The sequence below is a fragment of the Aeromonas sp. BIGb0445 genome (assembly GCF_024809075.1).
Classification (GTDB): Bacteria; Pseudomonadota; Gammaproteobacteria; order Enterobacterales; family Aeromonadaceae; genus Aeromonas; species Aeromonas rivuli.
In genome coordinates, this window is the sequence record NZ_JANUES010000004.1 from 42,507 (window position 1) to 61,329 (window position 18,823).

Consider the following 18,823-nt stretch of genomic DNA (forward strand, 5'->3'; position numbering starts at 1 on the left):
AGTACATTGGAGTCCTATGTCCCCCCTCGTCTTTAGCCTGGTTCTCGGCTCAGCACTGCTGCATGTAAGCTGGAATGCCCTGATCAAGGGCGCCCGCGACAAGGGCGCCATGACGCTGCTGGTCAGCCAGGGTTGCGCCATCATCGCCCTGCCCCTGTTGCCATGGCTGCCCCTGCCCGCCCCGGCCGCCTGGCCTTTTCTGCTGGTTTCGGCCCTGCTCCACGTCGGTTATTACCAGCTGCTGGCCCGCGCCTATGGGGCTGGCTCCCTGGCCCAGAGCTATACCCTGATGCGCGGCGGCGCCATCCTGCTGCTGTTCATCCCCTCGCTGCTGCTCGAAGGCATGCCGCAAGGAACGGCACTGGCGGGCATCGCCCTCATCGCCGCCGCACTGATCCTGCTTGGACTCAAGGGAATGAACAGGGGGGATCCCAGTCCCTGGCAGTGCGCCTGCCTCATCGCCTGCTACACCCTGGTCGATGGCATGGGGGCCCGGGCCAGCGGCGGTCAGCCGGTGGCCTATGTGCTCTGGTTGGTGACTCTGGAGGGGGGGCTGATGCTGGCGCTGGCACGCCGGGCCCTCGGGGGGGCGATCTGGCCGATATTGAGGCGGGGCTGGTGGCTCGCCCTGCTGGGGGGCGCCTGCTCGACCCTGGCTTACGCCATCGTGGTGTGGGCCATGACCCAGGCGCCTCTGGCGCAGGTCAGCGCCCTGCGCGAGAGCGGCATCCTCATCTCCTTCCTGATTGGCGCCCTTTGTTTTCAAGAGCGCCTCGGCCGTGGCAAATGGCTGGCCGCCCTCACCCTGCTTGGCGGTGTCTTGCTGCTGCGGCTAGGTTGAAGGCGAGTGCGAACCTTGCACAGCGCGTTGTGCGATCTGATAGCTGAGTGCATTGATCTGCGCTTTTGAGTCTATCCCGCTTAGCCAGAAATCCTCCGCCACGATCCAGGTGTGGTCTGAGCACGCCCGATCAGGGAACGAAATGGTAGATCCACCCCTCGTCCAGGGGAAAATCGGCAGGGGGGCCTTGCAAGGGAGGCAATGCTTTCACTTTATCCCCGGCAGCATATTGCAGCGCCATCAGGGCACAGAGGGCGGCGTCATATTGATCCGTGCCCGGCTGCAGCGTCTTGGGCAGGAGGAGATGGATCTCGGGACGGGCGCAGGATGCCCTGCCCCCTTGCTTGGCCAGGGCGGGATAGACCTCGAGCAGCGCCCGAGGTGCCGCAGGGACCTGCTGTGGCACCCGCTGTAACGGGGTCAGGGCCGGAGCCATGGCCAACGCCAGAGTGGCATTGTTGCCAAGCCTGTCGAAACTCGCCGAGAGTGGCTTCTTGCCATAGCGTTCATGGAGCCAGCGCTCGCAGTCACGATAGGCATAGGGGTTGTCTATCTCCCGCGCCGGAATGGCGATCTGCTGCACCTCCCCCCGAAGCAAAGCAGTAAACCCTCGGGGAAAGGCGAGTGGCGCATCCATTCCCAAGGCGAAACGGGGGTGACTCAGCAACTCATCGCAACCTGCCTTGCTTTTGAGCAACGGCATCAGTAACGAAAAGATATCAGGTACCCCCCGTGAACTGAGCCGAAACAGCGGCGAGACCCCGAGCCAGTGCAGGCTGTCATCCTCCCGGCGCCATCCCGCCAGTGCCACCGCCTGGGCTTTGCCCTGCCAGCCACGAACATCCCAGCCAATGCCGATGGCATCCCAGTGATGCCAAGGAAGCATGTCTGGTGCCATATGAGAGTGATGCTCATCTCCGTGCGAGGCCACAGACTCCCCCTCGTTATCCATCATGTTTCGCTCTGTATTCGGGCTCATAGGCCAGGCTCCCTCATGGGTGATCTGAAGGGGCACAGGGTAAACAGGACGCCGCCATTCATAAAGGGATGACGGCGTGCTATCAGAAGGATTTCTTGAAATTGATCAGGGGCAAGATGGGGAAGATGCCATTCTCGGCGTAGTTGGCCAGGCCAATCTGCAGACCATCCAGGTGCTTGGTGGCATTGATGAAGCCTATCTGGAAGGTGGTTCGTTCGGCATAGTTGACGAAACCGACGTTGGCCAGGGCATTGCCACGGGCGATGTTGACCGCCCCCCAGTTGAGGCCTTGCACATTATTGGTCAGGTTGACAAAACCCAGGTTCACGCCCCTGTCCTGACCGTCATGCCAGTTGAGGGCGTTGATGGCAACACCGTTGAACTGATTGCGCACCCGGCCTGCGCCAAAGAAAACACCCAGCTGCAAACCGGTGAAGTTGTTGACATCCGACAAGGCAAACACCGGCAGGTCGAGGCCCTTCACAGAGGCGGTGCGACCATAGAGCAAGGAGGCGCGCGCCCCTTCTACCTGCTGGGAGGCGGGCAGGTTGATGCCGGGCAGGGAGATCTGAATGGGGGTGGCCGCCTCGGCCACCCCGGCGAGGGTCAGGGTGGAGCAGGCAATCAGTGTGGTCAGCTTGTTCATGGGCACTCCTTGGCGCAGGATCTGGGTTGCTAGCCTAGCAAGCTGGCATCCGGGACACGAGCCCACCCCGACTGCGCTGCGACCAGTCTGGTCGAACCCCGCACCACCAACCCTGCGACGCGCGACACTCGCCGCTATGGTGAACCGGGCCCCTCAGTTCCTCCCAATCATGGCATCGATGCGGCTAACCCTTTCCATGTGGAGGTTAACTGCCTAAAATGGCCGCCCTGCGCTTATGCATCATAAATAGAGGAAGTTCCCATGGAGACGTTTCTGCTGGAAGGCCACCCCTTCGTTGCCCTGTGCGATCTGATCAAACACCAGGGGTGGGCCGATTGCGGCGGCGCCGCCAAGGCACTGGTTGCCGAAGGCCTGGTCGAGGTGGATGGACAAGTAGAGACGCGCAAGCGCTGCAAGATAGTGGCCGAGCAGGTGGTGAACTTCAATGGCAGCAAGGTGGTGGTCAAGGCTGGCCTGAGCCCGGTGATAGCGTAATCCCCCAGCCTGCCGTCAGCGCCCGCTGGCGGCATCTGTCCGAGCTTTTCTTGATCTCCCTGGTGACGCCATCGGCCGAGTATCTTTCATTGCCTCGACACCCGATGGGCCCTCTTCGCGGCAACCCTGCTCGCTAACTGGCCTTGATTGACAAGGTCAGCACGAAGCGCGCCACTGGCTCATCACCGCTGAGTGAAGGACAACTGGCCACCACCTCGATAGGCCGGTTGATACGCTGGCCGCTGGCCAGGGAGGCGTCAATCATGGCGTCAATCGCTTCGCCGGCTGCGCAGTCAAACTGCACATCCCCCTCGGGACGCTTGAGGAAGTCTCCCTGCACATCCTTGAAGGCAAAATGTACCTTCTTGCCCCTTGCCCGCCCCTTCTCCATCACCAGCAGCCCACCCACCAGATCGGCGCCGGTTGCCAAGGCGCCAAAATACATGCTGCCCAGATGATTGCGGGTACGCCAGCCAAGGGGCATGCGAATGCGCAGGGCGCGTTCATCCATCTGTTCGATGACGGGGCCACAGAAGCCGATGAGAGGGATATAGCGCCAGGCGAAGAGGCGCAGGCCAAGGTTGGCCTTGAGGCGTTGCAGGTCCATTGCTAACTGATCCGATGAGTGGGTGTGAACGAGATGTTGCCTGTATGACAATTCAGATTCAAGGGCAGATATCCCCCTCATTGAGGTTATTTTCCCCTCAACCGACTTCTTACCCCTCGACATCGACCTGCTAACGCCCTGAAACCGCCCTCTTTTAACCTCATCCAGCCCCACTAGTTCAGCCCGACAGGGCCACAACTGACATATATAACAGTAACGTTCTGCTCTTTCCGCCACTAGGCTCTTCAGGCCCTGAGCTGGGCAGGTCAGCCAGGGTCAATCACAGGGTCCATTTTCTTTAAAAGGATATAGAGATGAGTAACGATAAACAGTTGTTCAATGGCGGTGAGAGCGCAGGTACCTTCTCTTTGGATTTCAACAACAATCGTGCCTACGAGCTCTTTGGCAAGGAGTACCTCAAGTGTTATGCAAACCTGTCTGTCAAGGGCCGGATGAGCAAGCCATTGCCCTCCGGCCCCCTGAGCTACTCGGTGGATTTCGCCATGGACTGCGGCTGCAACTCGGTGCTGATCGACTTCAATCATGCCTATAAGAAGACCTTCGGCAATCAGATCCAATTTACCCTGCGCGAGTCGGACTACAGTGCCGAGTTGGTGCTCTGCCGCCTGCTGCCCGAAGCCAGTGCCAACCGCCTCAATACCCGCGATCAGTTCGCCGAGGCCAATGTCTTCTTCGGTGACGCGCGTCTGGCCCAGAGCAAGTCGGTCGGCAACGATCCCTATGCCGACAAGGATGGCCTGGTCGAGTTCATCGTGGCCAACGAGCTGCTGACCGACCCCGCCGTCATGGCCAAGCTGGCCGAGCAGAAGGCGTATCTCATCGCCATCACCTCGGTGGTCACCTCTTACATCAACCGCTACGCAGAAGCCTATGGCGAGCAATACAAGACAGATGCCGACCTCTGGGCCCTGGCGCTCTCCAAGATACCTTTGATGGGGCCAAGCAAGATCGACCAGCAGAGCTACAGCCGCCATATCAAGGGGCTCAGCATCGCCACCGACTTCATCAACTTCATCATGGATGTGGTGGTGAGTCAGGGCACCAGCGCCCTGGCCAGCTTCAACAAGTTCCTGGAAAAACAGGGGGATGCCATCCGCTTCGGGGTGGAGAACAACAAGGACTTCTACAAGACCATCACCGTCGGGATCACGGTGGAAGTCTTCAAGGTAGGCACCGAGCTGGTCTATGTGCCGAAGATCAAGCAGTACCGCATCAACTTCGACAGGCAGAACAGCAAGTTCACCTCGGCCTGTGCCAGCGCCGAATTTGTCGATATCTACTTCAACTATCTCTACGCCGCCAACGTGTTCGACTACGAAGCGCTCAAGGATCCCGAGATCAAGAAGGATTTCGACGCCTTCATTCAGAAGCAGCGCAAGGCACAAATTGAAGAGGCCGACACCTTCTTCAACGATGACTTCCCGCCCCAGCAACCCAAGCTGGAGCAGCGCAGCAAGGCAAAAGTGTAATCCGTCGCAACACAGCACCTAAACAAAACACAGCACCTAAACAAACAGTCGGCCAAGGCCGACTGTTTTATTGCTGGCATGTTGCCTGAACCAAGATTCAGGCCCGCTTCTCTTCGAGCCAGGCCCCCTGGCTCTGCATCTCGAACAGCTGGGCATAGTGGCCTTGCTGGGCCATCAGCCTCTGGTGGCTGCCACGTTCACTCACCTGGCCGCGCGTGAGCAGCAGGATCTCGTCGGCATCCACTATGGTGGAGAGCCGGTGGGCAATCGCGATGGTGGTGCGCCCCCGACGCGCCGCCGCCAGCGCCTTGGAGAGGGCCAGCTCGGTCTGGGAGTCCACACTCGCCGTCGCCTCATCCAGGATGAGAATACGGGGATCCCCCACCAGGGCCCGGGCAAAGGAGAGCAGCTGACGCTGACCGGCGGAGAGGTTCTTGCCCCCCTCTTCCAGCTGGGTCTCTATTCCATCGGGCAATTGGGCCACGAACTCGGCCAGCTGTACCTCACCCAGGGCCTGCCAGAGCCTCGCCTCATCAATGCCATCGCGGCCCAGCCGCAAGTTCTCGGCCAGGGTGCCGACGAAGATGAAGGGATCTTGCTGCACCAGACCTATGCTGCGCCGCACCGCCGCCAGTGACAGCTTGGCCAGGGGGCTGTCATCAAAGCGGATCTCGCCGCGCCCTATGGGGTAAAACCCCATCAGCAGGCTGATGATGGTGGATTTGCCGCTGCCAGTGTGGCCCACCAGCGCCAGCATCTGGCCAGGGGAGACGGTGAAACCCACCCCCTGCAGCACGGGCTGCTGGCCATCGTAGGAGAAATCCACCTCCTGGAAGCTCACTCGGCCAGCCAGGGGAACAACCGCGCCCTCGGTACTCTCTCGTCCCTCATCGAGCAGGGCGAACACCCGTTCCCCCGCGACCATGGCTTGCTGCAACTGGTTGAGCTGGTTGGTCATCTCGATGAGCGGCTCTATCATGCGCCCCAGATAGCTGATGAAGGCATAGAGCACCCCCACCTGAATGGCCCCCCCCACACTGGCCCCTTCATGGGCAAAGAGCGCCAGCAGACCGATGAGCACCATCATGTAGAAGAGATCGATGAGAGGGCGCAGCAGTATGCCGTTGATCTTGAGGCTCTTGAGCCGCGCCGCCCAGTGGCGCTGGTTTACTTCGGCAAACTGGTTGGCAAAGCGCACCTCCTGCACCATGGCCTGGATGACGGGCATCCCCTGCAGGGATTCGTTGAGTCGGCTGTTGATGTCCGACAGCAGGCTGCGGGTCTCGCGCACCACGGGCACACTTAACCGCTGGTAGAGCCACATCACCGCCCCCACGGCCGGTAGCAACGCCGCACACACCAGCATCAGCCGCACGTCCAGCAACGCCATCGAAATGAGGATGCCGCACAGCAGCACCAGCTTCTGCACCAGCAGGCCTATCACCTGGACATAGAGGTTCATGATGGCCTCAGTGTCGTTGGTGATGCGCGAGATGAGCGACCCCGAGCGATGCGTATCAAAATAGCTGGCGGGCAGGCGGATGGCGGTGGCAAATACCTGTTCGCGCAGGCGCTGTACCACCCCTTGGGCGATGCGATTGAAGCGCAAGGATTGCAGATAGAAACCGGCGGCCGAGAGCAGTTGCAGCCCCAGATAGCTGGCCCCCAGGGTGGCAATCATCGGCCAATCAAGATTGCGCGGCGCCAGGTAATCATCGATAAACAGCTTGATGATGAGCGGGCCTGCCACTTCGGCCCCGGTGGCGAGCAGCAGGCAGATGCCCGCCTGGGTCAGCCAGGCCGGATATTGCGCACAATAACCCAGCAGTCGCTTAATGGTCGGATTCACAGGCTCTCCTCCACATCCTGTCCCAGAGGCTGGTAGCGCACCCTGTTGAGATGGCAATCCTGCGCATGGACAGCGTACATGGTGAGGCACTCTTTCATCATCGCGTTCACAGGCTCTCCTCCACATCCTGCCCCAGAGGCTGATAGCGCCCCCTGTTGAGATGGCAATCCTGCGCATGGACAGCGTACATGGCGAGGCACTCTTTCATCATCGCGTTCACAGGCTCTCCTCCAAGTCATGCTCCAGACGCTGGTAGCGCACCATGTCCGCATACCAGCCATCATGGGCCATCAAGGCCGCATGGCTGCCTCGCTCGCTGATGTGCCCCTTGTCGAGCACCAAAATCTCGTTGGCCTGCTCCACCGCCGTCATCCGGTGGCTGACCAGGATCAGGGTACGTCGGTGCGCTTTCAGGGCCATCAATATCTGCTGCTCGGTATGGGCATCCACCGCGGAGAGCGCGTCGTCGAGCACCAATATGGGCGCCGCCAGCAGCAGTGCGCGGGCGATGGCGAGCCGCTGTTTCTGGCCGCCAGAGAGGGTAACCCCCTTCTCGCCCACCTCGGTCTGATATCCCTTGGCAAAGCGCACTATGTCATCGTGCACGCAGGCGATGCGCGCCACCCGCTCAATCTCCTGCTGGCTCGCCTCGGGACAGCCCAGGGCGATGTTGGCGGCGATGGTAGTTGAAAAAAGGAAGGGCTCTTGCGGCACATAGGCATACTGGCTGCGCAGCACCTCCAGCGATAAGCCATCGATGGGACTTCCCCCCATGCTGATGGTGCCTGAGCTCGGATTGGCAAGGCGCATCAACAACTTGAGCAGGCTGCTCTTGCCGGCGCCGGTACGGCCAACGATACCCAGCATGCCGCCCTCGGTCAGGGTGAACTGGATATCGGCGAGCAAGGTGCGCTCCTTCAAGGCAAACTCCAGAGCCTGCGCCTGCAACGGAAAGGCATCGGTAAAGGGCACGGGAACCTCGGGTTCGTTGATCTCGCCCCGCTCCCCAAGCAGATGCTCGATACGCGAGTAGGCGGCGCTGCCCCGCTCTATGATGTTGAACAGCCAGGCAATGGCAAACATGGGCCAAATGAGCTGACCGAGATACATGGTAAAACTGGTCAGTTCCCCCAGGGTCATGTCGCCTTTGAGCACCAGGGCACTGCCACCAGCCACCGCCAGGAAATAGGAGCAACCGATGCAGAGATAGATGACGGGATCGAACTTGGCATCGATGCGCGCTACCGCCATGTTGCGCTCCCCCGCCTCCCGGGTCAGGGCGGCAAACCCCTCATCTTCGAGGGACTCCACCGCATAGGACTTGAGTACCCGCACTCCAGAGAGTGCCTCCTGGGTCTTGTTGTTGAGCCGGGAGAAGGCCCCCTGCGCCGACTTGAACGCCTTGTAGATCTGCTTGCCAAAGCGGTTCATGAAGTAAGCCATCACCGGCAGGGGCAATAACGAAAGCAGTGTCAGCTGCCAGGAGTACTGGCTGCACATGATGGTAAGCACCAGGGCCCCCACCATGATGGAGTCGACCAGGGTGAGCACCCCCTCGCCCGCCGTCATCTCCACCGCCTGGATGTCATTGGTGGCGTGGGCCATCAGATCCCCGGTGCGATGGCGCTGGTAGAAATCCGGGCTCATGCGGGTGAAATGGACGAAGAGCCGGTTTCGTAGCACGTAAGCGAGGCGGTAAGAGGCGCCAAACAGCATGACCCGCCAGACGTAACGCAGCAGATAGATGATGACGCCAAGGCCAAGCAAGCCCAGCAGATACTGGTTCAGTTTGGTCTGATCGAGTTGACCACTGCCGATGCCATCGACGACCCAGCCCACTATCTTGGGCGGGATCGCCGTCAGCAGTGCCACCACGGCCAGCAGCGAGATGGCGATCAGATAACGTCGCCACTGCTCCTTGAAAAACCAACCCAGACGAAGAAATACGCTCACACAGGATCCTTGATGATGAAGGCGGTGCCACAGGCAAGGGCCCGCATGGCGGGCGAAGATGATGCCCAAACGGGCATGGTCACAGCGCCAACATGATAGCGCGAAGTGGCGGCCGTGAGAATAATTGCCATTTGATGAGCCCCGCCTGCTCAACGCTGGCGCGGGGAGCAGTCAGCAACGAGGGGCCATCAGGCCCCTCGTTGCATGGCTGTCCAGCCGGGTTAAAAGCGTGGTAACCGCCCCTCGCCATGGGCGAGCATCTCCTTGCCATCCCCCGTCATCAAGTAGTGAGATACCCTATCCCGGGTCTGGCTGAAGATATGTTGCAAGCGATCCAGGTCCTGTTCACTGAGCTCCTCCTCCTGATGCAGCCGCCATTCGAGCTCGGCGGCGATCAGATTGAGTCGCCTGGCAGAGATATTGGCCGATACCCCCTTGAGGGTGTGCAACAGCCCCAGCGCTACCTTGGGTGCTGGCCGGCGCAGGGCTGAGCGGATCTCCCACAGGTCATCTTTATGCTCCGACATGAACAATTTGAACAGGATCTGCAGGGCCTCCCTGTCCTGATCGAGTCGATGCAGCGCATCGGGCAAATCCAGTAAATCCATGGTTTCGGGGGGCTTGACCACCACAGCCTGACCACTCGGTACCTGCTTGAGCCACTGGATCAGATTGTTGTAGAGATCCAGCTTGCTGACCGGTTTGGTGACATAGCCATTCATGCCGACCCCCAGGCAACGCTCCCGGTCGCCGGGCATGGCACTGGCGGTGAGGGCGATGATGGGCACATCGTGCTTGTCGACCATCTTGCGGATCTGGCGAGTCGCATCCAGCCCATCGAGCACCGGCATTTGCAAATCCATCAGGATGACATCGAACGGCTGCTCGGCGACCCGCTCCACCGCCTCGCGCCCGTTGCTGACCACAGTCACCTGCACATCGACCCGCTTGAGGTACTCGAGGATGAGCTGCTGATTGACCCTGTTGTCTTCCGCCAACAGCACCCGGGTGCCCTTGAGCAAGTCATGGAAATTCTGCTGATCCCCCTGGACCTCCGCCTGGCGCATCCGCCTGTCGAAGGAGCTGCCATTGAGCAATTCATCCACCTTGGCGAGCAAGGCGTTCTCCGTCATGGGTTTGGCGAGGAAATGGTTGAGGCCTATGCTCTCCATCCGTACCTGCAGCCCCTCCTTGGCCCAGGCGCTGGTCATCAGAATGGGGATGAGTCGCCACTGACTGTGCTGACTCATCTCCAGCGCCAGGTCCAGGCCATCTTCCTGGCCCATTCGCCAGTCAAAGATGGCCAGTTGCAGGTTATTACCCTCTTCACGCAGCACCATCCGGGCCCGCGAGACGCTGTTGGCCTGTATCACTCTGGCCCCGGAGCGCCCCAGCATGCCGCTGATGAGCTCAAGCACCAGCTCGTTGTCATCCATCACCAGAACGAGCGGCTCTTGCTCGAAGAAGACCCGCCGCCCCGAAACCCCATAGAGCGCCTTGTGCATCGGGATCTCGAACTGGAACAACGAGCCGGCCCCCGGCTTGCTCTGCACCGTGATCTTGCCGCCCATCAGCTCCACCAGCCGCTGGGAGATATTGAGGCCAAGACCCGAGCCCCCATATTTACGGGTATTGCCCGCCTCCAGCTGGGTAAAGGGCTGGAATAGCTGAACCTGCTTCTCCTCGGCGATGCCGATGCCGGTATCACGCACGCTAAAACGCACCCGCATGGGATCGACACTGGCAAGGGTAATGGCAACCTCCACCTCGCCACGTTCGGTGAATTTGATGGCGTTGTTGACCAGGTTGACCAATACCTGCCCCAGGCGCAGGGGATCGCCACGCAGAAAATCGGGCACCGCCACCGATTTGTTGATGATCACCTCGACCTGCTTGCGCTCCGCCAGGTCGGCGAACATGCCCGCCAGGGAATCTATCTGCTCGGCCAGGTCAAAATCGATCTCCTCCAGGCTCAGCTTGCCAGATTCCACCTTGGTCAAATCGAGAATGTCGTTGATGAGCAGCAGCAAGGTGTCTGAGGAGGACTTTATTTTGCCAAGGTAATCCCGCTGTTGCTGGCTGAGGGGGGTCTGCAGCGCCAGGGTGCTGAAGCCGATGATGGCATTCATGGGGGTGCGGATCTCGTGGCTCATGTTGGCCAGAAAATCACTCTTGGCCTGGGCCAGCAGTCCGGTCTCCCGGGAGAGTTCGCTCAGCCGCTGGTTGCGTCGCCACAGGGTCAGGGCCACCAGGGCAAAACTTATCAGGGCGCCGGCCAACACCAGCAGGAAGAAGCGGCTCTTGAGCTCAGATGCTTGCCGGATCTTGTTCTGCTTCCAGTCGACCAGCCCCTCGAGCTCGTGCATGTCGATCACCTGATTGCGCAGCTTATGGTAGGCGGCAACTTGCTCGGTCACATCCTGAGTGAGCGAGATCAGACTGCGCAGGGACGGCACCTTGTCGCTGTGCGTCTCCAACTGCTGCAGCAATTGGTTGATGGCTTTTTGATCGGCAGGATCCCAGTTGCGTTTCAGGTAATGAACCTGTTGCGCCAGGCTATGCAAGGCCAACTGCAGACTGGCATCGGCCTCCCTCAGCACTGTCTGCAACTGCTGCTGGAAGGGCCTTTCTATATACGACAGCCCCATCTCCATGGAGGAGAGGCGGGTCAAGTCGAGTAGATAGCGCTCAACATTTTGAAGCAGCGCCTGGGCATATGAGTTGCCAGCAGAATCCGGATCCTGCTGCACTTTGCGCACAAACCTGTCCAGATTGACCGAGAGTTGTTCGAGGCGTTGTTGCACCTGTTCATCATTGGCTTGCTCGTGCCCCAACAGATAGACGGTGTCGGTATTGACCCGATTGAGGATCATCTCGGCGGCCACACTCAAGTCGAAAGCCCGTTGCTGCTGAATGAGCAGGCGCCAGCAATAGCCGCTAAACAGCAGCAGGGTGGCGATGACCACACATAAGATCAGGCGGTTGGACCTTGTGTTACTATTCATCCCGTTTTCACTCTCATGTATGACGTGCTCCCGCCGGCAGAAGATATCGAGGCGCTGCCATGTTAGCGCCAGCGAGCCCTGAAAGTGAAATGGATGTGCTAAATCAACACATAACGACTAGGAGGAGCGCCCAATGACAACTATTACCACCTATTGTAGCCAGTGCCTGACCCGCAATCGGCTGCCTAGCACAAAATTGCAGAACGATGCCAAATGTGGCCGCTGCCAACAGCCCCTGTTTGCTCGTACCCCCGTCGAGGGGGACAGCAGCCACTTCGATCTGTTGATCCAGTCCGATCTGCCCGTCGTGGTCGATTGCTGGGCCAGCTGGTGTGGCCCCTGCCAGCAGTTCGCCCCCGTCTTTGCCGAGGTGGCCCGCGAACTCGAACCCAACATACGCTTCGTCAAACTCGATACCGAGCAGCAACCCCAGATAGCTGCCCGTTATGGCATTCGCACTATTCCCACCCTGCTGCTGTTTCATCGGGGTGCGCTGATCGCCAGGCAATCAGGCTCGCTCCCCAAGATGGTGTTCAAGCAGTGGCTTGCCGAGAAAACCACCACAGATTGATGCACCTTTGTTTCAGCTGTGTTTCATTTTTGTGAGGGATGCGAACAGCTCTGTGAGCCCCTCCAAAATTTGGGGATCTCCCCCTGTTTGAAACGCCCCAACAGTCGTAACCTCGGCAACACAACAACAACCATAAATTAACCGAGAGCATAACATGCAAACCTCTGCCGCCCCTTCCGCCCCATCACGCTGGCTGGACATCAAGGCCGGGATTGTCATCCTGGACGTCCTGCTGCTCTGTGCCATGCTCGCCTGGCTCCCGTTTGAACCCATGGTCAACAAGGGGATCGGCATCCTGATCTTCATCGCCATCCTCTGGCTGACCGAAGCGGTCAACATCACCATCACCGCGATCGCCATTCCGGTACTCGCCACCCTGCTTGGGGTGTTCGACATGAGCAAGTCGTTGACCGACTTTGCCAACCCTGTCCTGTTCCTCTTCTTCGGCGGTTTCGCACTGGCCGCCGCCCTGTCCAAGCAGGGGCTCGATACCCAGATAGCCGCCAAGGTGATGCAACTTGCCAAGGGCCACCTCGGCTGGGGCGCCCTCGTGCTGTTCACCATCACGGCCGCCCTCTCCATGTGGATCAGCAACACCGCCACCGCCGCCATGATGATGCCGCTCGCCCTCGGCATGCTCAAGGGCATCGATATCCAGAAAGAGCGCCGTACCCTGGTCTTCGTTCTGCTGGGGGTGGCCTACAGCGCCAGCATCGGCGGAATAGGCACCCTGGTCGGCAGCCCCCCCAATGCCATCGCCGCCGCCCAGATGGGCCTCGGCTTCACCGACTGGCTCAAGTTCGGCATCCCCGTGGTGCTGATCTTCATGCCGGTGGGCATTGGTCTGCTCTATCTGGTGGTGCGCCCCAACCTCGCCCACCAGGTCAGTGCCGAGAAGGTCACCATCGAGTGGACTGGCCAGCGCAAGACCACCCTGTTCATCTTCCTGGCCACCGTGCTGCTGTGGATAGGATCGCAACCCATCGCCAAGGCGCTGGGGGGCATTCCCCAATTTGATACCCTGATCGCCATGGGCGCCATCCTGGCCATCGCCGTCAGCCGGGTCGCCAGCTGGGACGACATCAACCAGAACACCGACTGGGGTGTGCTGCTGTTGTTCGGTGGTGGCCTGACCCTGAGTGCGATCCTCAAGCAAACCGGTGCCAACGCCTTCCTGGCCGAGCACCTGTCCAGCGCCCTCGCCACCATGCCTATCTTTATCATCCTGCTCTGTCTGGCCACCTTCGTGATCTTCCTGACCGAGCTGGTCTCCAACACCGCCACCGCCGCCCTGCTGGTGCCGCTGTTCGCCGGCGTGGCCGAGGCGCTGGGTGTCTCCCCCATCGTCATGTCGGTACTGATTGCCGTCGGAGCCTCCTGCGCCTTCATGCTGCCGGTCGCCACCCCGCCCAATGCCATCGTCTTCGCCAGCGGTCATATCCAGCAGCGGGAGATGATGCGGGCCGGCCTGGTGCTGAACCTGGTGTTCACCGTCATTCTGACCATGCTGGCGTACTTCATGGGTGACATACTGCACTGATCAGGCTCATGAGCCTGCCAGTACTGGCGGGTCGGGTAGCGTCCCTGAACCCTTGAACGAACAGCAAAGCCCCGCATCGTCGGGGCTTTGCTTATGGCATCCCCGACCCTGTCGATTGCTCCCCTTACCACGTCATGGCCGTATCAACCCCGATGACGGATCCCTGGCTACCTCCTTTCTACCCGTCTCCCATCGACCTTAATGCGACCTTAAGAAAGCGCCTTCATGATGCGGACAGCGGCACGCCAGGGATCTGGATGCATCACAACGAGAGGAGAATGTCATGGCGAACACGATGGGAAGCAGCAATGAGATCGCGGTATGGGATCCCCTGATCAGAGGTTTCCATTGGGCCACCGTCCTGCTCTGCCTGCTCAACCTGTTCATTCTGGAAGAGGGAGAGCGCAATCATCGCTATGTCGGGTACGCATTGGCTGGCTTGTTGCTGCTGCGCATCCTGTGGGGCCTTGTCGGCGCTGACTACGCTCGATTTGCCCAGTGGTTTCCCACCCCGGCCCGCATCACCCGTTACCTGCAGGCGACCTTGCAGGGGAAACACCCCTATTATCTCGGCCACAATCCGCTCGGTGCCTTGATGATACTGCTGCTGTTGGGCTGCCTGGTGGGAACCGCCGTCACCGGGATCATGACGGGGTACGAACAGCTGTTTGGTGACGATCTCATCGAAGAACTCCACGAGATCTTCGCCAAGGCGCTGCAGATTGCCATCTTCATCCATGGGCTGGCGGTCATTGCCCTCGATCGCCTGACCCGGAGTGATCTGATCAGGGCAATGGTCACGGGTAAGAAGCGCGTGCCGACAGAGACCGAGATTGCCGACAAGCGTTGAAGCACGCTGCCTGGCCAATGGCATAAAAAAAACCCCGCAATGCGGGGTTCTTCAGATCTGATGGGGATTAGCCGATCTTGCAGGCACTCAGGTTCCAGATCCGATCCACGTAGTCCTGGATGGAGCGGTCGGAGTTGAACTTGCCCATGGTGGCCGAGTTGATGATCGCCTTCTTGGCCCACAGCGCCGGATCCCGATACCAGGTATCGATCAGCTTGTGCGCGTCCGAGTAGGCGGCAAAATCGGCCAGGGTCAGGTAAGGATCCCCCCCTTCCAGCAAGGAGCGCTTGATGGAGGAGAGCTCCCCCGGCTTGCCCGGCGTGAAGTAGTCGGTATCGAACCAGTCCAGCACGGCCTTGAGCTCGGAGTTGGCATAGTAGAAGTCGTAGGGGTTGTAACCCCGCGCCTTCAACGCCTTCACCTCATCCACGTTCAGACCGAAGATGGCGCAATGCTCGGCCCCCGCCTCCTCCACTATCTCTATGTTGGCGCCATCCAGGGTGCCGATGGTGATGGCACCGTTCAATGCCAGCTTCATGTTGCCGGTGCCCGACGCCTCGTAGCCAGCGGTAGAGATCTGCTCGGAGACGTCGGCGGCCGGGATCATCTTCTCCGCCAGGCTGACCCGGTAGTTCGGCATGAACACCACCTTCAGCTTGCCCTGGATGCGGGTATCGTTATTGACCCGCTCCGCCAGCTTGTTGATGGCATAGATGATGTCTTTGGCCAGCTTGTAGCCGGGCGCGGCCTTGGAGCCGAAGATGAACACCCTCGGGTGCATGTCATAGTCGGGGTTGGCCAGCAGGCGACGATAGAGCGCCATGATGTGGATGAGGTTCAACTGCTGACGCTTGTACTCATGCAGGCGCTTGATCTGGATATCGAAGATGGCATTGGCATCCACCTCGATCCCGGTCTCGGCCTTGATCACCTTGACCAGCTTCTCCTTGTTATGACGCTTGATGGTCATGAACTGCTGCTGGAACGCCTTGTCGTCGGCAAACTTGACCACGCCGCGCAGCTTGTCCAGCTGCAGCGGCCACTCCTTGCCCACCACCTCGTCATAGAGGGCGGCGAGCTCGGGGTTGCAGGCCAGCAACCAGCGACGGGGGGTGACCCCGTTGGTGACGTTGCACATCTTGTCGGGCCAGAGCGCGGCAAATTCGGGGAAGAGATCTTCTTTCACCAGCTTGGAGTGGATCTCGGCCACGCCATTCACCTTGGAGGAGCCGATCACGCACAGGTTGCCCATGCGCACCTTGCGTACCTCCCCCTCTTCGATGATGGAGAGCTTGGCCTTGATGGCATCATCCCCCGGCCACTTGACCTCGACCAGATCCCCAAGGAAGCGGGCATTGATCTCGTAGACTATCTCGAGATGACGGGGCAACACCTTCTCGAACAGGCTGACGCTCCACTTCTCCAGGGCCTCTGGCAGCAGGGTGTGGTTGGTGTAGGAGAAGACCTGGTAGCAGATGGCCCAGGCCGCATCCCAATGCAGATCCTCTTCGTCCACCAGCACCCGCATCAGTTCGGGGATAGCCACTGTCGGGTGGGTATCGTTGAGCTGGATGGCAATCTGGGCGGCAAAGTTGGTGAAGTCGCTGCCATGCACCCGCTTGTAGCGGCGCATGATGTCCTTGATGGAGCAGGCACAGAAGAAGTACTGCTGGATCAGGCGCAGCTCTTTGCCTGCATCTGTCTCGTCGTTCGGGTAGAGCACCTTGGAGATGGTCTCGGCCTGGGCCTTCTCCGCCTGGGAGTCGACATAGCCCCCGGCGTTGAACACATCCCAATCGAAGAACTCGGAGGCGCGGGACTCCCACAACCGCAATATGTTGACGGTGTGACCGCCAAAACCGACCACGGGGATATCCCAAGGCACCCCTTTGATCTTGCGACCGGCATGCCACACCTTCTTCAGGCCACCGTTGTCGCCAAAGACCGTCTCGACGTAGCCATACAGGGGGATCTCCTGCACCGACTCGGGACGGCAGATCTCCCAGGGGTTGCCATATTCACGCCAGGAGTCCGGGCGCTCAATTTGGCGACCATCCTGGATCTCCTGACGAAACAGGCCGTGCTCATAATGCAGACCATAACCTACCGCCGGGTAGTTCAGGGTGGCGAGTGAATCGATGAAGCAGGCGGCGAGCCGACCCAGACCACCGTTGCCGAGGGCCATGTCAGGCTCCTGCTCGCACAGATCGGTCAGCTCCAGGCCCAGCTCGCGCAACGCCTCTTCACAGATACTGTAGAGGGAGAGGTTATGCAGGTTGTTGGAGGTCAGTCGCCCCATCAGGAATTCGGCCGAGAAGTAGTGGATCGCTCGGGTATCTTTGTTGAAATGAGTCTGCTGGGTGCGGGTCAGCCGTTCGTACACCTGTTCATTGACGGCGGCGGCGGTCGCCTTCCACCAGGCTTGAGGTGAGGCTTTCTGTTCGCTAGTGCCCAGCGTAGCGCGCAGATGGCGCACTATGCTCGCCTTGAGCTGATCCTTGTTCAGTTGCAGATCCAGCTCTGTCTTCTTCTTGGTAGCCATAACGCTGTTTCCTTCGTTACTTAAATAATTTGATTGCCCGCCAGGGACCGGGGTTATTGTTATCTGAGAATATGTTCCGGCGTGGGCATACTAGCTAATGACGTTGCCAGAAAAGTTAACGCAAGTCACAGTTTAACGTATATAAATGACAGTTTTACCATGAAAACCCTTTCCTGCACCCCTTTCGAAAACAACAACAAAATACTTATAATTCATGCTGTTATGAATTAAATTCAAAATAAAAACTATGAATAGGTTTTCAGCACTTGCATGGATTTCAAATAGCTTGAAAATATCTGAAAATAGTTAACACCTTGAAATCGTTTTCAATTCAACCTTCCTCAATGATCCCGTCACCGATTGTAAAACAGCCGCCAGATAGGCGGCTGTTTTATCCTGGCGAGTTGACCGAGCTTAAATCGGACTCACAAAAGCCTGGATTTAAACTGGTTGCTGACCCCGTCATATTGATAACCAATTTGCTGCAGACGGGTGGCAAGCTGATCCTCGCTCATGTCGTAGTAAGCAAGCAGCTCGTCGAGATTGTCGCATTCGAGCCTTAGCTTCTCATTGACGATGCCCAGCAAGATATTGGCATCCAGGCGCTGCAAAGTACTGGCATCCATGGTACGGCTCCTCTGTTAAACCCTGTATAACCATGGTCCCTTATCGCAGGGTTGTCCATTTCTCACACAAGGCACACGCCCTGAATAAAAATTTAAATCGTATATATCAATAAGATATGAGCATGGCATGCAACCAATGTCACATTTTTGAGCATAAACGGCTTGTCTGATGGAGGAGATACAACTACTGTATACACATACAGCATGGTAATTCATACAGGAAACGCAGATGAACCAGCCAATGAGCCGCCCTCTTGCCCCCCTTATCGCCGGACTGACCCAACCCTGGCCGACCCGCTATCTGAGTCGCCGGCCAAGTTCCCCCGCCGCGGGGGCCGAATTCAGTGGCTCGCAACTGCTGGGTGCCCTGAGCCAGGCGAGCCAGGCGGCAAAAGGCTGGATCCTGCTGATCGCCCCCCCGGGTCTGCCCATTGCGGCCCAACTGCAAGCCAATGGCATCAATCCAGCCCATGTGCTGGTCGTCCATGGCCACAAGATCAAGAACTGGCAGCGCACCCTGGAACAAGCCCTCAGCCAGAGTCGCTGCGCCGCCGTACTGACCTGGCTGCCAGAGACCATCAGTCTGGACACCGGCCGCCTCCATCACTTGAGCCAGCACCATGGGGTGCTGACCCACTACTTCCATGCTCAGGCCGCCACCGACAAGGCCGTGCACTATGCAGGGCAAGATATCTACCTCAACCACTGACCCCCCTCGCGGTGAGACAACCGTATAGAGGCCATCAGTGCTAGCGATTGAGGTTCATGACGGCTTGGCCGATTTCAGAGTGCAGCGTGCAGGCCACCCATGTGGCAGCCATCGCTCTGT

At 59.3% G+C, this 18,823-nt stretch carries 15 protein-coding genes; 7 read left to right on the forward strand and 8 right to left on the reverse strand.

The features are described from left to right. Nucleotides 1-16 precede the first annotated feature (16 nt). Nucleotides 17-841 carry an EamA family transporter gene (locus M2367_RS10120; protein WP_224432803.1) on the forward strand — a complete coding sequence of 275 codons (825 nt, stop codon included), beginning with the start codon at nucleotides 17-19 and terminating at the stop codon, nucleotides 839-841. Between the two features lie 130 nt (nucleotides 842-971). Here the strand turns inward: M2367_RS10120 and M2367_RS10125 are convergent, their stop codons facing one another. Beyond that, complete coding sequence (locus M2367_RS10125) at nucleotides 972-1,727, reverse strand: DUF429 domain-containing protein (protein WP_259236617.1); 756 nt, start codon at nucleotides 1,725-1,727, stop codon at nucleotides 972-974. A 175-nt stretch (nucleotides 1,728-1,902) separates the two neighbouring features. Further along, on the reverse strand, nucleotides 1,903-2,466 hold the full coding sequence (locus M2367_RS10130) for a VC2662 family protein (RefSeq protein ID WP_224432801.1): 564 nt from the start codon (nucleotides 2,464-2,466) through the stop codon (nucleotides 1,903-1,905). A 261-nt stretch (nucleotides 2,467-2,727) separates the two neighbouring features. Between M2367_RS10130 and ybcJ the strand changes: the two genes are divergently transcribed. Then, complete coding sequence (ybcJ, locus tag M2367_RS10135; protein WP_042042325.1) at nucleotides 2,728-2,961, forward strand: ribosome-associated protein YbcJ; 234 nt, start codon at nucleotides 2,728-2,730, stop codon at nucleotides 2,959-2,961. A 133-nt stretch (nucleotides 2,962-3,094) separates the two neighbouring features. Here the strand turns inward: ybcJ and M2367_RS10140 are convergent, their stop codons facing one another. Further along, the gene (locus tag M2367_RS10140) at nucleotides 3,095-3,568 is read right to left on the reverse strand and encodes a PaaI family thioesterase (RefSeq protein WP_042042323.1); all 474 of its coding nucleotides are present in this window, start codon (nucleotides 3,566-3,568) and stop codon (nucleotides 3,095-3,097) included. A gap of 314 nt (nucleotides 3,569-3,882) precedes the next feature. Here M2367_RS10140 and M2367_RS10145 point away from each other — a divergent pair, with 314 nt between their 5' ends. Continuing rightward, nucleotides 3,883-5,058 carry a hypothetical protein gene (locus M2367_RS10145; RefSeq protein ID WP_259236618.1) on the forward strand — a complete coding sequence of 392 codons (1,176 nt, stop codon included), beginning with the start codon at nucleotides 3,883-3,885 and terminating at the stop codon, nucleotides 5,056-5,058. A gap of 97 nt (nucleotides 5,059-5,155) precedes the next feature. On the opposite strand, the gene M2367_RS10150 is transcribed toward M2367_RS10145, so the two are convergent. The 3 genes from M2367_RS10150 to M2367_RS10160 all read right to left on the reverse strand — a co-directional run bounded on the left by M2367_RS10150 (nucleotide 5,156) and on the right by M2367_RS10160 (nucleotide 11,865). Beyond that, nucleotides 5,156-6,907: an ABC transporter transmembrane domain-containing protein gene (locus M2367_RS10150; RefSeq protein ID WP_259236619.1), complete on the reverse strand. Its 1,752-nt coding sequence runs from the start codon at nucleotides 6,905-6,907 to the stop codon at nucleotides 5,156-5,158. A 216-nt stretch (nucleotides 6,908-7,123) separates the two neighbouring features. Beyond that, the gene (locus M2367_RS10155) at nucleotides 7,124-8,860 is read right to left on the reverse strand and encodes an ABC transporter transmembrane domain-containing protein (protein WP_259236620.1); all 1,737 of its coding nucleotides are present in this window, start codon (nucleotides 8,858-8,860) and stop codon (nucleotides 7,124-7,126) included. A gap of 221 nt (nucleotides 8,861-9,081) precedes the next feature. Continuing rightward, on the reverse strand, nucleotides 9,082-11,865 hold the full coding sequence (locus tag M2367_RS10160) for a response regulator (protein WP_259236621.1): 2,784 nt from the start codon (nucleotides 11,863-11,865) through the stop codon (nucleotides 9,082-9,084). 133 nt (nucleotides 11,866-11,998) lie between these two features. On the opposite strand from M2367_RS10160, the gene trxC reads away from it, so the two are divergent. From trxC to M2367_RS10175, 3 genes are all read left to right on the forward strand, one after another. Further along, nucleotides 11,999-12,436 carry a thioredoxin TrxC gene (gene trxC / locus M2367_RS10165; RefSeq protein WP_042044434.1) on the forward strand — a complete coding sequence of 146 codons (438 nt, stop codon included), beginning with the start codon at nucleotides 11,999-12,001 and terminating at the stop codon, nucleotides 12,434-12,436. Nucleotides 12,437-12,590: 154 nt separating this feature from the next. Then, nucleotides 12,591-13,976 carry a DASS family sodium-coupled anion symporter gene (locus tag M2367_RS10170; protein ID WP_042044435.1) on the forward strand — a complete coding sequence of 462 codons (1,386 nt, stop codon included), beginning with the start codon at nucleotides 12,591-12,593 and terminating at the stop codon, nucleotides 13,974-13,976. A gap of 295 nt (nucleotides 13,977-14,271) precedes the next feature. After that, nucleotides 14,272-14,826, forward strand: a complete 555-nt coding sequence (locus M2367_RS10175) for a cytochrome b/b6 domain-containing protein (RefSeq protein WP_259236798.1) — start codon at nucleotides 14,272-14,274, stop codon at nucleotides 14,824-14,826. Between the two features lie 67 nt (nucleotides 14,827-14,893). Here M2367_RS10175 and M2367_RS10180 read toward each other — a convergent pair whose 3' ends face one another. Both M2367_RS10180 and M2367_RS10185 read right to left on the reverse strand, forming a co-directional pair. Continuing rightward, nucleotides 14,894-17,368 carry a glycogen/starch/alpha-glucan phosphorylase gene (locus M2367_RS10180; RefSeq protein ID WP_259236623.1) on the reverse strand — a complete coding sequence of 825 codons (2,475 nt, stop codon included), beginning with the start codon at nucleotides 17,366-17,368 and terminating at the stop codon, nucleotides 14,894-14,896. Nucleotides 17,369-17,793: 425 nt separating this feature from the next. Further along, nucleotides 17,794-17,994: a DUF4250 domain-containing protein gene (locus tag M2367_RS10185; RefSeq protein ID WP_042044437.1), complete on the reverse strand. Its 201-nt coding sequence runs from the start codon at nucleotides 17,992-17,994 to the stop codon at nucleotides 17,794-17,796. Between the two features lie 229 nt (nucleotides 17,995-18,223). Here M2367_RS10185 and M2367_RS10190 point away from each other — a divergent pair, with 229 nt between their 5' ends. Next, nucleotides 18,224-18,703, forward strand: a complete 480-nt coding sequence (locus M2367_RS10190) for a cell division inhibitor (RefSeq protein WP_224432792.1) — start codon at nucleotides 18,224-18,226, stop codon at nucleotides 18,701-18,703. Nucleotides 18,704-18,823: the final 120 nt, after the last annotated feature.

Excerpts from the sequence above, each read along its gene's own strand:
- M2367_RS10120 (WP_224432803.1), top strand. The coding sequence starts at position 17 with ATGTCCCCCCTCGTCTTTAGCCTGGTTCTCGGCTCAGCACTGCTGCAT.
- M2367_RS10125 (WP_259236617.1), bottom strand. The coding sequence starts at position 1,727 with ATGCTTCCTTGGCATCACTGGGATGCCATCGGCATTGGCTGGGATGTT.
- M2367_RS10130 (WP_224432801.1), bottom strand. The coding sequence starts at position 2,466 with ATGAACAAGCTGACCACACTGATTGCCTGCTCCACCCTGACCCTCGCC.
- ybcJ (WP_042042325.1), top strand. The coding sequence starts at position 2,728 with ATGGAGACGTTTCTGCTGGAAGGCCACCCCTTCGTTGCCCTGTGCGAT.
- M2367_RS10140 (WP_042042323.1), bottom strand. The coding sequence starts at position 3,568 with ATGGACCTGCAACGCCTCAAGGCCAACCTTGGCCTGCGCCTCTTCGCC.
- M2367_RS10145 (WP_259236618.1), top strand. The coding sequence starts at position 3,883 with ATGAGTAACGATAAACAGTTGTTCAATGGCGGTGAGAGCGCAGGTACC.
- M2367_RS10160 (WP_259236621.1), bottom strand. The coding sequence starts at position 11,865 with ATGAATAGTAACACAAGGTCCAACCGCCTGATCTTATGTGTGGTCATC.
- trxC (WP_042044434.1), top strand. The coding sequence starts at position 11,999 with ATGACAACTATTACCACCTATTGTAGCCAGTGCCTGACCCGCAATCGG.
- M2367_RS10170 (WP_042044435.1), top strand. The coding sequence starts at position 12,591 with ATGCAAACCTCTGCCGCCCCTTCCGCCCCATCACGCTGGCTGGACATC.
- M2367_RS10175 (WP_259236798.1), top strand. The coding sequence starts at position 14,272 with ATGGGAAGCAGCAATGAGATCGCGGTATGGGATCCCCTGATCAGAGGT.
- M2367_RS10180 (WP_259236623.1), bottom strand. The coding sequence starts at position 17,368 with ATGGCTACCAAGAAGAAGACAGAGCTGGATCTGCAACTGAACAAGGAT.
- M2367_RS10185 (WP_042044437.1), bottom strand. The coding sequence starts at position 17,994 with ATGGATGCCAGTACTTTGCAGCGCCTGGATGCCAATATCTTGCTGGGC.
- M2367_RS10190 (WP_224432792.1), top strand. The coding sequence starts at position 18,224 with ATGAACCAGCCAATGAGCCGCCCTCTTGCCCCCCTTATCGCCGGACTG.